This window comes from Streptomyces sp. NPDC057877 (assembly GCF_042796855.1).
Classification (GTDB): Bacteria; Actinomycetota; Actinomycetes; order Streptomycetales; family Streptomycetaceae; genus Streptomyces.
On sequence record NZ_JBHVMS010000001.1, the window covers coordinates 585,390 to 598,705 of the forward strand.

Annotated in this window: 12 protein-coding genes; 8 read left to right on the forward strand and 4 right to left on the reverse strand. The window is 72.8% G+C overall.

The genetic code is table 11. From position 1 onward, the window contains the following. Positions 1 to 36 precede the first annotated feature (36 nt). On the reverse strand, positions 37 to 771 hold the full coding sequence (locus ACFVQG_RS02540) for a LysR family substrate-binding domain-containing protein (RefSeq protein ID WP_383375942.1): 735 nt from the start codon (positions 769 to 771) through the stop codon (positions 37 to 39). A gap of 65 nt (positions 772 to 836) precedes the next feature. Here ACFVQG_RS02540 and ACFVQG_RS02545 point away from each other — a divergent pair, with 65 nt between their 5' ends. From ACFVQG_RS02545 to ACFVQG_RS02555, 3 genes are all read left to right on the forward strand, one after another. Further along, positions 837 to 1,232, forward strand: a complete 396-nt coding sequence (locus ACFVQG_RS02545) for a DUF5997 family protein (RefSeq protein WP_383375944.1) — start codon at positions 837 to 839, stop codon at positions 1,230 to 1,232. Between the two features lie 74 nt (positions 1,233 to 1,306). Then, on the forward strand, positions 1,307 to 2,620 hold the full coding sequence (locus tag ACFVQG_RS02550; protein WP_383375946.1) for a hypothetical protein: 1,314 nt from the start codon (positions 1,307 to 1,309) through the stop codon (positions 2,618 to 2,620). Positions 2,621 to 2,821: 201 nt separating this feature from the next. Continuing rightward, positions 2,822 to 3,244, forward strand: coding sequence for a hypothetical protein (locus ACFVQG_RS02555; protein WP_383375948.1), 423 nt, complete (start codon positions 2,822 to 2,824; stop codon positions 3,242 to 3,244). A gap of 129 nt (positions 3,245 to 3,373) precedes the next feature. On the opposite strand, the gene ACFVQG_RS02560 is transcribed toward ACFVQG_RS02555, so the two are convergent. Continuing rightward, positions 3,374 to 3,796 (reverse strand): YjbQ family protein, encoded by a 423-nt coding sequence (locus tag ACFVQG_RS02560; protein ID WP_383375950.1) that lies wholly within the window; start codon positions 3,794 to 3,796, stop codon positions 3,374 to 3,376. Positions 3,797 to 3,894: 98 nt separating this feature from the next. On the opposite strand from ACFVQG_RS02560, the gene ACFVQG_RS02565 reads away from it, so the two are divergent. Next, positions 3,895 to 4,968, forward strand: a complete 1,074-nt coding sequence (locus ACFVQG_RS02565; RefSeq protein ID WP_383375952.1) for an NAD(P)-binding domain-containing protein — start codon at positions 3,895 to 3,897, stop codon at positions 4,966 to 4,968. A 12-nt stretch (positions 4,969 to 4,980) separates the two neighbouring features. Here ACFVQG_RS02565 and mltG read toward each other — a convergent pair whose 3' ends face one another. Both mltG and ACFVQG_RS02575 read right to left on the reverse strand, forming a co-directional pair. Next, entirely contained in the window at positions 4,981 to 5,895 is a 915-nt protein-coding gene (gene mltG / locus ACFVQG_RS02570) for an endolytic transglycosylase MltG (RefSeq protein WP_383375954.1), read from the reverse strand. A gap of 43 nt (positions 5,896 to 5,938) precedes the next feature. Next, complete coding sequence (locus ACFVQG_RS02575; protein WP_383375956.1) at positions 5,939 to 7,750, reverse strand: ABC transporter ATP-binding protein; 1,812 nt, start codon at positions 7,748 to 7,750, stop codon at positions 5,939 to 5,941. Between the two features lie 101 nt (positions 7,751 to 7,851). On the opposite strand from ACFVQG_RS02575, the gene ACFVQG_RS02580 reads away from it, so the two are divergent. The 4 genes from ACFVQG_RS02580 to ACFVQG_RS02595 all read left to right on the forward strand — a co-directional run bounded on the left by ACFVQG_RS02580 (position 7,852) and on the right by ACFVQG_RS02595 (position 13,225). Next, positions 7,852 to 8,337, forward strand: a complete 486-nt coding sequence (locus ACFVQG_RS02580) for a MarR family winged helix-turn-helix transcriptional regulator (protein WP_383375959.1) — start codon at positions 7,852 to 7,854, stop codon at positions 8,335 to 8,337. Positions 8,338 to 8,690: 353 nt separating this feature from the next. Beyond that, positions 8,691 to 10,640, forward strand: coding sequence for an ABC transporter ATP-binding protein (locus ACFVQG_RS02585; RefSeq protein ID WP_383375961.1), 1,950 nt, complete (start codon positions 8,691 to 8,693; stop codon positions 10,638 to 10,640). Continuing rightward, a complete protein-coding gene (locus ACFVQG_RS02590; RefSeq protein ID WP_383375963.1) occupies positions 10,637 to 12,418 on the forward strand; it encodes an ABC transporter ATP-binding protein in 1,782 nt (593 codons plus the stop codon). The genes ACFVQG_RS02585 and ACFVQG_RS02590 overlap by 4 nt, the downstream gene beginning before the upstream one ends. A gap of 336 nt (positions 12,419 to 12,754) precedes the next feature. Further along, entirely contained in the window at positions 12,755 to 13,225 is a 471-nt protein-coding gene (locus ACFVQG_RS02595) for a DUF5709 domain-containing protein (RefSeq protein ID WP_383375966.1), read from the forward strand. Positions 13,226 to 13,316 lie beyond the last annotated feature (91 nt).

Below are 13,316 nucleotides of genomic sequence, written 5' to 3' on the forward strand. Positions count from 1 at the left end.
GCCCTTCGGGCGACGACGGGCATTGTCAGACAGGCCCTAGGAGCGGCGGCGGGGTTTGCCCCGGCGGGCGCCCTTCGGGGCGGCGGAACGCGGGCTCTTGCGCGCCGCCGGTTTCCGGTGGGCCGGGGTCTCCTTGCGGGCCGTCGGCTGGGGCTGGGCGCGGCCACGGGTGCTGTTGACCGTGCGACCGCGCACGATGCCGATGAAGTCCTCGACCAGGTCGGTGGTCGCCGCCTCCGGCCAGGACAGGGCGACGCTCGACTGCGGGGCGTCCACGACCGTGCGGTAGGTCAGGTCCCTGCGGTGGTGCAGCCGGGCCAGGGACTGGGGCACGAAGAGGACGCCGATGCCCGCGGCGACCAGCTCGACGGCGTCGGCGGTGGTGGCGGGGCGTTCGAAGGCGGGTTCGCCGGGCGGTCCCTGTTCCCAGCCGAGGACGTCGTCGAGGGGGTGCAGGACGACCTCGTCGGCGAGGTCACCGAGGGTCACCTCGTCCGCCGCGGTGATCAGGTGGTCCTTGGGGACCACGGCGACGGTCAGCTCGGTGTAGAGGGGGATCGCGCTGAAGACCGTACGGTCCACGGGGAGCCGGACGATGCCCGCGTCCGCCTCGCCGTCGCGCAGCACCTCGGGGGCCTCGGCGGCCGTCACCTGGATGAGGGTGAGGGGGACGTCGGGCAGGCGCTCGTGCCAGATCCGCACCCACTTGCCGGGGGTGGCCCCGGGGACGTACGCCAGCCGGAACGCGGAGGGGGTGTCGGAGCCTGTCACCCCGTAAGGCTACCCGCCGTGACCGACGGTCGGGGGCGGGCCGTCCGGCGGATAGTCTGGACACCATGAAGTCGCACCAGAGCACCCAGACGATGAAGCCCGCGACCGCGGCGAAGAAGCTGGGTGTGTACCTCCCCGCCACCCCCGCCGAGTTCCAGGAGGGGACCGTCTCGCGCGCCGAGCTGAACCAGCTCCAGGCCGAGCCGCCCGAGTGGCTGCGGGAACTGCGACGGACCGGCCCGCACCCGCGTCCCGTGGTCGCGGCGAAGCTCGGTGTCTCCATCGCCGGGCTGGCGCGCGGCGGGGTGACCGAGGCGCTGACCACCGAGCAGATCGAGGCGCTGAAGGCGGAGCGGCCCGAGTGGCTGGAGAAGGAGCGCGCCACCCAGGCCGAGGTGCGCAAGGAGGCGGCCCGCATCAAGCAGCGGAACGCCGAGCGCGCGGAGCAGGGCGGTCGCTGAGCCGGTTTCTTGCACCCGCGACCGTCGAACAAATGTGTTGAGCGCGGGTGCCGCGATCGCTCATGATCGCGGGCATGTTCTCGCGGAAGAATCGTCGGCCCCGGTCCCCCGAACTCGTCCAGGCCTGGGAGCTGCTGGACGCCGGAGACGTCCTGGGCGCCCTGCGGCAGTTGCGGACGGCCCCGGACGGCCTGCCGCTCGGTGAGGTGGCCCTGGTGGTCGGGCGGGCGGCACAGACCGCGGGCTTCGACGACCTGCGGCAGGCCGCCACCGCACTCGCGGCCCACCCGGCGCAGGCCCAGGCGCTCTACGACTTCGGGTACGCGTGCGTGGAGCGCGGCCTGTCCCACCTCGCGGTCCCCGCGCTGCGGGAGGTCCTGCGGCACAACCCGGACGCGCTGGTCGTCGTACGGGAACTGGTGTCGGCGTACGAGGACGAGGGCCGCCATCGCGAGGCGGTCGAGCTGCTCACGCGGCACGAGGGCACCCTCGCCGACTGGCCGGACCGCTATCTGCTGGCCTACAACGCCGTCATGGCGGGCGACCTCACCCTGGCCCACCGCCAGCACGGGCTGCTGTCCGAACCCGACGACCCGCAGTGGCTGCCCGCGCGGGACCGGCAGCGCCGCATGCTGGAGCGCGCCACGGCCGCCGCGCCCGCGAGCCCGCTGGACGCGGGCGATCTGCGCGGCTGGCAGTACGTGATCGGCGGCACCGTCCTCGGCACCCTCTCCCCGCACGGGTACGACGCCGGGATGACCGGCCGCTACGCCTTCCTCCAGGACACACCCGGCCAGTGCCTGCGGGGTTTGCTGCGGCTGAGGGTGCTGCTGGAGGCAGCGGAGGTGCGGCCACGGTCGGTGTCGCTGCTGCCGGACCGCGGCAGCCGGATCCTGGGGCTGGCCGCCGCGGAGGTGCTCGGGCTCCCGGCCGAGCCGTTCGCCGCCGGGCGCGAGGACACGGTGGTCGTCGCCTACGACCTGAACGACCTCGCCGCCGAGCACCCAGCGGTCGTCGACCAGTTGTTCGGCCGCGCCACCGGGCAGGTACTGCACGAGCACGCGAGCTGCTGGACCGACGCCCCGGCCGTGACGGCCGACAGCGTCACGCTGCTGCACCAGGCGGTCGTGGCCCCCTGGGGCGAGCAACTGCGTCAGGGCGCCGACGGCGGCCTGGAACGCGGTCCGGCCGACGACCGTCCAGAGGCGGTGATCGCCGAGGAGATCGTGCGGGCGGACCCGGCGCCGGAGACGGGCGACGACTCGGCCCCGGCCGACCCCGACGAGACCTTCGCCGCGTTCGTCACGGCCGTCCGCGGCAACTGGCTGCGCGGCGACCGGGCCGGGCTGCGGTCTACCGGGCCGGTGGCCAGCTCGCGCTTCTTCTGACCTTCGCCGGAGCGGATCGCCCGGTGCCGGGGGTTGGTTCCTGATCCGCCGGTACGGCCCTCCGAGGCGGGGAGGCGGTTGGCCGGGATCGGAGTCCGGGTGGTGACGCCCGAGCGGAGAAGCTGCGAAAGTGTCCTGACGGGACGGACGTCGGCCGGGTCCTGAGTCCTCCTCCCAGGACGCGGAGTGCGAAGGGGCGCTATGGAACCGGAGTTGGCGACGCTCGTCGGTGCCGGGGCGACGACGGTGGTGAGCCTCATGGTCACCGAGGGGTGGGGGCAGGTGAAACAGCGTCTGGTCCGCCTCTTCGCCCGCGGCGACGACGCGGACAGTGGGGCGGACACCGAACTCGAGGAGTCCCGCGCCGCCCTGGTCGCGGCGGCCGGGGCGCCCGACGAGGCGGACCTGACCGCCGACGTACGGGCGCTGCTCCGACTCCGGCTGCGCCGCCTGCTGGAGCAGGATCCCGGCGTGGCCGACGAACTCCGCCTCCTGCTGGCCGAGTTCGCCCCGGACGCGAACACCGGCACCGTGCACAACTCCATCACGGGCGGCACACAGCACGGGCCGGTGTTCCAGGGGCAGTCGTTCTCGAACCTGAACTTCCGGGTGCCGGACGACTGAGCCCCGGGCCGTCGTCCGGCGTCGCGTCCGCCCCGCCCTCAGTACAGGGAGGCGGACGACCGCACCTGGGACGCGGTGAGGGCCCCGTCGAGGACGCGGACGGCGTCCGCACCGCTGTTCGCCTCGGACCTACCCGAGGAACGACAGCCGCACCTGACGGTCGGGGTTGTCCTTGTTCGTGTCGACCAGACACACCGACTGCCACGTGCCCAGTTCCAGTCGGCCGCCCACGACGGGGAGGGTCGCGTGGGGTGGGACGAAGGCGGGGAGGACGTGGTCGCGGCCGTGGCCGGGGCTGCCGTGGCGGTGCTGCCAGCGGTCGTCGGCGGGGAGGAGGGTGTGCAGGGCGGCGAGGAGGTCGTCGTCGCTGCCCGCGCCCGTCTCGATGATCGCGACACCGGCCGTGGCGTGCGGGACGAAGACGTTGAGGAGGCCGTCCCGGCCCGCGGCGGCCTCGCGGAGGAAGGTCTCGCAGTCCCGGGTGAGGTCGACCACGGTTTCGCCGGAACCGGAGGTGATGTGCAGGATTCGGGTCGTGAACGCGTCTGACATGGCTTCCATCCTGGCGCATGTGACGGGTCACGGAGGGGAGCGGCGGCCGGGGCGGGAAGATCCCCGAGGGCCGGGTAGTTAGTAGAAGCGTGAACGATATGGGTGCGCGTGAGGTCGAGGTCGTGGTCATCGGCGCCGGTCAGGCCGGGCTGTCCGCCGCCTACCACCTGCGGCGCACCGGCTTCGAGCCGGACCGTGACTTCGTGACCCTCGACCACTCCCCCGGCCCCGGCGGCGCCTGGCGGTTCCGGTGGCCCTCGCTGACGTACGGCAAGGTGCACGGGATGCACGCGCTGCCCGGGATGGAGCTGACCGGCGCCGATGCCGCGCGCCCCTCGGCGGAGGTCATCAGCGAGTACTTCGCGGCGTACGAGCGCACTTTCGATCTACGGGTACGGCGGCCGGTCGACGTACGGGCCGTACGGGAGGGCGCCGACGGGCGGCTGCTCGTCGAGACCTCGGCCGGGGACTGGGCGACGCGGGCGCTGATCAGTGCGACCGGCACCTGGGAGCGGCCGTTCTGGCCGCGCTATCCGGGGCAGGAGACCTTCCGCGGGCGGCAGTTGCACACCGCGCTGTATCCGGGGCCGGAGGCGTTCGCCGGGCAGCGGGTGGTCGTGGTGGGCGGCGGCGCGTCCGGGACACAGCATCTGCTGGAGATCGCCCCGTACGCGGCGGCCACCACCTGGGTGACCCGGCGTCCGCCGGAGTTCCGCGAAGGCCCCTTCGACGAGGACGCGGGGCGGGCGGCGGTCGCGCTGGTGGAGGAGCGGGTGCGGCAGGGGCTGCCACCGAGGAGCGTCGTGTCGGTGACCGGGCTGCCGCTCAACGACGCGATCCGGGAGGGGCTGGCGAGCGGCGTGCTGGACCGGCAGCCGATGTTCGACCGGATCGTCCCGGACGGGGTGGAGTGGAACGACGGGCGCCATGTGAGCGCCGACGTCATTCTGTGGGCGACCGGGTTCCGCGCCGCCGTCGACCATCTGGCGCCGTTGCGGCTGCGCGAGCCGGGTGGCGGCATCCGGGTCGAGGGCACCCGCGTCGTCGCCGATCCGCGGATCCATCTGGTCGGCTACGGCCCCTCGGCGAGCACCATCGGCGCCAACCGGGCGGGCCGGGCGGCCGTACGGGACATCCGGCGGCTGCTGGCGGGGGAACCGGTCACCGTGTGATGCCCCGCCCGGTCACCGCTGCGCGGCCCGCTCGCCCTTCTGCCGGGCGTTGAACTCGGCGACATTGCGCTGGTGCTCGGCGTAGTCGGCGGTGAAGCGGGTGTCGCCGGGCTTGACGGTGACGAAGTACAGCCAGTCCCCCGGCGTCGGGTTGATCGCGGCACGCACCGCGTCCTCGCCCGGGTTGTCGATCGGCGTGGGGGGCAGGCCCATGCGCTGGTACGAGTTGTAGGGGCTGTCCATCCGGGTGTCGCTCACCGTGGTGTTCAGGGAGGAACGGTTCAGCGCGTAGTTGAGGGTGGAGTCCATCTGGAGCGGCATGCCGCGTTCCAGCCGGTTGAAGACGACCCGGGCCACCTTCCCCATGTCCTCCTTGGTGGCGGCCTCGGCCTGGACGACGCTGGCGATGGTGACGGCCTGGTAGACGTTCATGGCGTTGCGTTGCGCACCGGCGGCGATCGGGGCGCCGTTGAACTTCTTGTTGGCGGTGTCGACCATCAGTGACAGCAACTGCTCGGGAGTCGACCGCTCCTGGAGGGGATACGTCGCCGGGTAGAGGTAGCCCTCCGGGTTGCCCTCGGCGTCGTTGGGCAGCTTCAGGCGGGCCTTGTCCAGGGACTTCCTGGTGGTGCCCGGGGGCAGTTCCAGGGCCCTGTCGACGGCGGCGTACACCTGTGTCGCGCGCCAGCCCTCCGGGATCACCAGGGTGGTGGGCTTCTTCTCCTCGTCCCCGGCCAGGGTCAGCAGCGGCACCGCCACGGCGGTGCCGGCCACGACGGCTCCGGTCGCGATGAGGGCGATACGGCCCCGGCGCGTCAGTCGGATCGTGGTGCCCTCGGTCCTCGTGGCCCTCGTGGTTCCCGCGCCCTTCGCGGTCCTCGTGGCCCCCGTGGTCCTCGTGCTCCGTGGCGGAGTGTTCATCTGCATGCGGGCACGGTAGCCCGCATATCCTCACAAACCCGGCATATCGTCAGTTTGTCGAGCTTGTCGGCTCCAGTCGGGCGTCCCGGCGGACCAGCGACGCATACCGCCCGTCCAGTCCCAGCAGTTCGTCGTGCGTACCCCGTTCCACGGCCTGTCCCGCGTCGAGGACCACGATCTGGTCGGCGCTTCGGATGGTGGACAGGCGGTGCGCGATGGTGAGCGTGGTGCGGTTGGCCGAGAGCGCGTCGATCGCGTCCTGTACGGCGTGCTCGGTACGGGTGTCCAGCGCGCTGGTCGCCTCGTCCAGGAGGAGCACCGGCGGATCGCGCAGGATGGTGCGGGCGATGGCCAGCCGCTGCTTCTCGCCGCCGGAGAACCGGTGGCCGCGTTCGCCCACGACCGTGTCGTAGCCGTCGGGGAGCGACGCGATGTGGTCGTGGATCTGCGCCGCCCGCGCCGCCGTGCGCAGTTCCTCGTCGGTGGCGTCGGGCTTGGCGAAGCGCAGGTTCTCGGCGACCGTGGCGTGGAAGAGGTACGTCTCCTGCGAGACGACGCCGACCGCGCGGGCGAGGGTGTCGAAGTCGAGGTCGCGCACGTCGACGCCGTCGATGGTGACCCGGCCGCCCGTCACGTCGTACAGCCGCGGCACCAGATAGCCCAGCGTGGACTTGCCCGCGCCGGTCGGGCCGACGATCGCGAGGCTGCCGCCCGCGGGCACGGTGACGTCGATGCCGTCGAGGACGGGGGTGCCCTCGGCGTCGTAGCGGAACTCGACGTTCTCGAAGCGGACCTCGCCCTTGACGCGGTCAAGGTGGGTGGGTCGCTCGCGCTCGGTGATGTCTATCGGCAGGTCGAGGTACTCGAAGATGCGCTGGAAGAGGGCGAGCGAGGCCTGGATCTGGACTCCGGTGCCGAGCAAACTGACCGCCGGGCGGAACAGGCCCTGCTGGAGGGAGACGAAGGCGACGATCGTGCCGACGGAGACCGCCGGGCCGCCGAAGTGCAGGGCGAAGCCCGCGGTCCAGTAGATGACGGCGGGCATCGCCGCCATGACGATCGTGATGACCGCCATCCGCCAGCGGCCCGCCATGTTCGACCGCACCTCGAGGTCGACCAGGCGTTCGGACTCGTCGGAGAAGGCGCGGGTGAGGGAGTCGGAGCGGCCCATGGTGCGGCCGAGCAGGATGCCGCTCACGGACAGGGACTCGGTGACCGTCGCCGCCATCGCGGCCATCTGCTTCTGCCGCTGGGTGGTGATCTTCCGGCGTTCGTTGCCGACCCGGCGGCTGATCCACACGAACACCGGGAGCAGGAGCAGGGAGACCACGGTCAGCCGCCAGTCGAGGGCGAGCATCGCGAGGATCGTGGCGACCACGCTGGTGAAGTTGGCGACCAGCGAGGTGGCGGTGGAGGTGACGGTGGCCTGCATACCGCCGATGTCGTTGGCGATGCGGGACTGGACCTCGCCGGTGCGGGTGCGGGTGAAGAAGGCCAGCGACATGCGCTGGAGGCGGCCGTAGACGGCGGTGCGCAGGTCGTGCATCACACGCTGGCCGACCGTCGTGGAGATCAGCGTCTGGAGCACGCCGAAGACGCTGGTCAGGACGGCGCCGACGATCATGCCGAGGGCGAGCAGGGTGAGCAGGCCGGTGCGGCCCTCGGGGATCGCGACGTCGAGGATCGCCTTGAGCAGGAACGGCGTGGCCACCGAGACCAGCGACGAGGCGCCGACCAGCAGGCCGACGACCGCGAGTCGGCCGCGGTAGGGACGGAAGAGGCTCAGGATCCGGCGCCACTGCCGGGGCTGGGCCTCGGCCTCGGGGGACGGTTTCCAGTGGGGGTCATGGTCGGGATGCATGGGCTCCTACGGTGAGTGAGACGGCGCCGGGCGGCGCTTGACGGATCGTAGCTCATTGTTACCTATGCTCACAATGAACGTCGTCCTGATATTGTTCCCGCATGACCCACCCCGCGTCCGATGGCTTCGACGGCTCTGATGGCCCCGAGGGCTCCGAGGGCCTGCTCGCCGAGCAGTTGCTGCGGCTGACCCGCCGTGTGCACCGCATCCAGAAGCGCCATCTGGAACAGCGCGAGCTGGGGATCACCCCGGCCCAGTCCCGGCTGCTGCGCACCCTCGCGCACTTCGGGTCGCCACCGCGGATGGCGGACCTCGCCACCCGCCTCGAGGTGGTGCCGCGCGCCGTGACGACGCTGGTCGACGCGCTGGAGGCGAGCGGGAGGGTGCGACGGGTGCCGGATCCCGCCAACCGCCGGGTGATCCGGATCGAGGTGACCGAGGAGGGCCACCGCGCCCTGCGCGAACTGCGCGCCGCACGGCGGTCGGCCGCGGAGGAGATCCTGGCGCCGCTGACGGAGGAACAGCGGTTGGTGCTGGGCGGGTTGCTGGACACGCTGGTGGACGGGGCGGCTGTGCCGCGTTGCTGAAACGTTCCGTGGGGGTGGGGGCGAGGGCGAGGGCGAGGGTGGGGGTGGGGGTGGGGGTGCGGTTGCGCGCTGGGGAGCGATGCGGAGGTTCCGGCGGGAGTTGCCTCCGTGGCAGCCGGTTCCGTGCGGGAGTTGCCTCCGTGGCAGCCGGTTCCGTGCGGGAGCCGATTCCGTGGCAGCCGGTTCCGTGCGGGAGCCGATTCCGTGGCAGCCGGTTCTGTGCGATGTCGTAGAAAACCGTTTGCCATTGAGCACTCCACGGAGCGAACCTTGCACGGTTTGCGACCGCCGCGTGCCGTCGGGCGCGCGCCGCCTCGTACCCGTTCACCCCTGACTCGAGCCACTGGGACGTCATGCAGATCCAAGACCTTCCCTATCCCGACCCTGGTGTGCCGGACGCACGTTCTGGGCCTCGATTCCTGTGGTGGCTGGGCCGCAACCAGCTGCGCGGTCAGCTGAAGTCCCTGGCCTGGGGCCTGTTGCACTTCCTGTCCGTCTCCTCCCTGCCCTTCTGCGTCGGTCTGGCCGTCCAGGCAGTCGTCGACCGCTCCGGCGAACGGCTCGCCCTCGCGGGCGGCCTGATGGCGCTGGCCTGCGCGGGCAACGCCATCGGCGACACCTTCCTGCACCGCGCCGCCGTCACCAACTGGATCACCGCCGCCGCCCGCGTCCAGCAACTGCTGGCCCGCAAGGCCGCGCAGTTGGGCTCCGCGCTGACCCGACGGGTCGCGGCCGGTGAGGTCGTCGCCGTCTCCACCGGCGACGTCGAGAAGATCGGCTGGTTCGTGGAGGCCATCTCCCGGTTCACCGCGGCGGCGGTGACGATCGTGGTCGTCTGCGCCGCGCTGGTCGTCTACCAGCCTGCCCTCGGCGTGGTCGTCGCCGTGGGACTGCCGGTGCTGGCGCTCGCCGTGCTGCCGCTGCTGCCGCGCGCCACCCGGCGTGCCGACTTCCAACGGGAGAAGGCGGGCCGCGCCACCGAACTGGCCTCGGACACCGTCGCCGGACTGCGCGTCCTGCGCGGCATCGGCGGCGAGGAACTCTTCCTCGACCGCTACCGCCGCGCCTCCCAGGAAGTCCGCCACGCCGCCGTGCGCAGCGCCCGCATGTGGTCCCTGATCTCCGCGATCCAGGTGCTCCTGCCGGGGCTGCTGCTGATCGCGGTCGTCTGGTACGGCGTCCACCTGGCCCGGCAGGGCCGGATCACCGTGGGCGAACTCGTCACCGTCTACAGCTCCGTCATGATCCTCACCTATCCGCTGCGGCACTTCGAGGAGATCGCCATGGCGTACTCCTTCTCCCGGCCTTCCGCCAAGCGGGCCGCCCGGGTGCTGTCGCTGGAGCGGGCCATGGACGAGGGCGGGTCCCGCGCGGCCGAGCTGCCGAGCGGGGAGCTGTACGACCCCGCCAGCGGTCTCCTCGCGCCCCAGGGACGGCTCACCGCGGTGGTGTGCGGCGACCCGGACGCGGCGGGGCGGCTGGCGGAACGGCTCGGCGGGCATCCGGCGGAGCCGGGACAGTCGGTCCTGCTGGGCGGCGTACCGCTCGACGAACTCCCGCTGGACTCCGCGCGGACCGCCGTCCTCGTCCAGGACAAGGACCCCGTGCTGCTCTCCGGAACCCTGCGGGAACTGCTCGACGTGCCCGCGTCCGGCGCCGTCGGCGCGAAGGAGGCACTGGCGGCGGCGCAGTGCGGGGACGTACTGGCCGCACTGGTCGAGGGGTCGCTCGACGCCGAGGACCCGCTGGACGCCCGGATCACCGAACGCGGACGGTCGCTGTCCGGCGGCCAGCGCCAGCGGCTGGCGCTGGCCCGGTCGCTGATCACCGACCCGGAGGTGCTGGTGCTCGACGAGCCGACCTCCGCCGTCGACTCCCACACCGAGGCACGGATCGCCAAGGGCCTCCGCGAGCTGCGCACGGGCCGTACGACCGTCGTCTTCACCTCCTCGCCGCTGGTGCTGGACCGCGCGGACCGGGTCGTCCTCGTGTACGAGGGCGAGGTCGCCGCGGTCGGCCCGCACCGGGAGCTGATGCACAGCGAGCCCCGGTACCGGGCGGTGGTGACGCGTGAGACGGACGAGGAGGCGGCGCTCTCGGATGTGGGCGCGAAGGTCGCGCGTGGTGGCGCGGGTGCGCCTGCTGGAGCCGGTGCGCGTGATGGAGCGAGTGCGCGTGGTGGAGCGAGTGCGCATGGTGGAGCGAGTGCGCATGGCGCGGGCGCGCGGGGCGGCGCGGGCGCGCGGCAGGAACTGGACGACCTGGAACTTGACGAGCTGGAAGAGATCGAGGAGACCGCATGATCGGCGTGGCGCCACCGGCCTACGACCCGGCGGCCCCGACGACGGCACACACGCTGCCCGTCGGCGCCCCCACGACCGTACGCGCCTACGTGGCCGAACTCTTCCAACGCCACCGGCGCGCGTTCCTGCTGCTCGTCGCCGTCAACACGGTCGCCGTGGTGGCCTCGATGGCCGGGCCCTGGCTGCTGGGCGGCCTGGTCGAGCGGGTGTCCGACGGTACCGAGGATCTGCGGCTCGGGCTGACCGCCACGCTGTTCGTGGTGGCGCTGCTCGTGCAGGCCGCGTTCGTGCGCGAGGTGCGGCTGCGCGGTGCGATGCTCGGCGAGCGGATGCTGGCCGATCTGCGCGAGGACTTCCTCATCCGCTCGGTCGGGCTGCCGCCGGGCGTCCTGGAGCGGGCCGGGACGGGTGATCTGCTGTCCCGGATCACCACCGACATCGACCGGCTCGCCAACGCGATGCGCGAGGCCGTGCCGCAGCTGGCGATCGGTGTGGTGTGGGCGGCGCTGCTGCTCGGCGGGCTGGTCGTGACCGCGCCGCCGCTCGGGGCGGCCGTGCTGCTCGCCGTGCCGCTGCTGGTGGTCGGCTGTCGCTGGTACTTCCGCCGGGCGCCGTCCGCCTACCGCTCGGAGGCCGCCGGGTACGCGGCCGTCGCCGCCGCGCTCGCCGAGACCGTGGACGCCGGTCGCACCGTCGAGGCGCACCGGCTCGGTGACCGCCGTATCGAAATGTCGGACCAGCGGATCCGGGAGTGGACGGCCTGGGAGCGCTACACGCTCTGGCTGCGCTCGGTGCTCTTCCCGGTCATCAACGTCACGCATGTGACGGTGCTGGCCTCGGTCCTGATGATCGGCGGTGTCTTCGTCCTCGAGGGGTGGATCGGCGTCGGTCAGCTGACGACCGGCGCGCTGATCGCGCAGATGCTCGTCGACCCCGTGGGGCTGATCCTGCGCTGGTACGACGAGCTTCAGGTGGCGCAGGTGTCGCTGGCCCGGCTGGTCGGCGTCCGGGACATCGAGCCCGCCGACGGTGACGCCTCGCTCGCCCCCGAGGGGCGTGACGTGCACGCCGACGGGGTGCGCTTCGGCTACCGCGAGGGCGTCGACGTGCTGCGCGAGGTCTCCCTCGACGTGGCCCCCGGCACCCGGCTGGCGCTGGTCGGCCCCTCGGGGGCGGGCAAGTCCACCCTGGGCAGGCTGCTCGCCGGGATCTACGCGCCCCGCGACGGCCGGATCACCCTCGGCGGCGCCGAGCTGTCCCGGATGCCCGCCGAGCGGGTCCGCTCCCATGTGGCCCTGGTCAACCAGGAGCACCACGTCTTCGTGGGCTCCCTGCGCGACAACCTCCGGCTGGCCCGCGCGGACGCCGGTGACGCCGAGCTGTGGGCGGCGCTGGGCGCCGTCGACGCGGACGACTGGGCCCGGGCCCTGGACGACGGCCTGGACACCGAGGTCGGCTCGGGCGGCTTCGCCCTGACCCCGGCGCAGGCCCAGCAGATCGCCCTGGCCCGGCTGGTGCTGGCGGACCCGCACACGCTGGTCCTCGACGAGGCGACCTCGCTGCTCGACCCGCGCGCGGCCCGCCATCTGGAGCGGTCGCTGGCCCGCGTCCTCGACGGCCGCACGGTCATAGCCATCGCCCACCGTCTGCACACCGCCCATGACGCCGACGTCATCGCCGTGGTCGAGAACGGCCGCATCAGCGAACTCGGCAGCCATGACGACCTCGTCACCGCGGATGGGGCGTACGCGGCGCTCTGGCGGTCCTGGCATGGGTGACCGGTGACGGGGGGCGTGGTGGCGGGCGGGGTTCGGCCCTCCTGACGGCTGCCCGCGATGCCATGGCGGGCAGGCGCCGACGACCAGCCCGTCCCTGGCGCTTCGGCGGTCGGTGACCCGCTCCCCAGGTGGCCACCCGGGGCGGAAGTGCGGCCGGGCGGCCGTCGTGGCGTTGCGCGGTTGTGTTGAGGGGTGGAAGTCTGGAAAGCGGCGCCGGCTCGGGGAGCGCCCGCGAACCCTGCGGTCGTGCGACTGTCGACACCTGCGCCCGGGCGCGCCGGCCACCCTCCGCCGTACGCGGTGGGAACGGTCCGTCCGCACCACCTGGAGGTACCCGTGAACAGCACCGAGGGATGGGGCGACGACGTCTACCAGCCCGACCAGTCCGACCAACGGGAGGACACGGGGGTGCTCGACGCGGAGGACACCCTCGAGTACGACGGTGTCCAGGATCCCCTCGACCGCGGCTGGTCCCCGCCGGAGAGGCCGTGGGCCGTGGAGCACGACGGTGTGACCGCTGCCGAACGACTGCGGGGCGAAACGCTGGACCAGCGGCTGGCCGAGGAGCTGCCGGACACTGTCGCCCCCGACGGTGACGGCCTCGGCGACAGCGAGGGTACCGACGGGGAACTCATCGACAACGAGGTCGGTGCCTTCCGCTCCGGCCGCCTCGTCGCCCCCGACGAAGGGGCGCACGAGGACGAGGAGAGCGCGCTGGTCGCCACGGACGTCGGCATCGACGGCGCTGCCGCCTCCGCCGAGGAGGCCGCGATGCACATCGTCGACGAGGACTCCCTGCCCGGCTGACCCCGCGAACACGAGGGTGTCTGCACGGCCGTCCTCGGTCTTCCCGGCCCTCCCGGGCCACCCGCCTTGCCTTCCTTCCCTGCCATCGCCG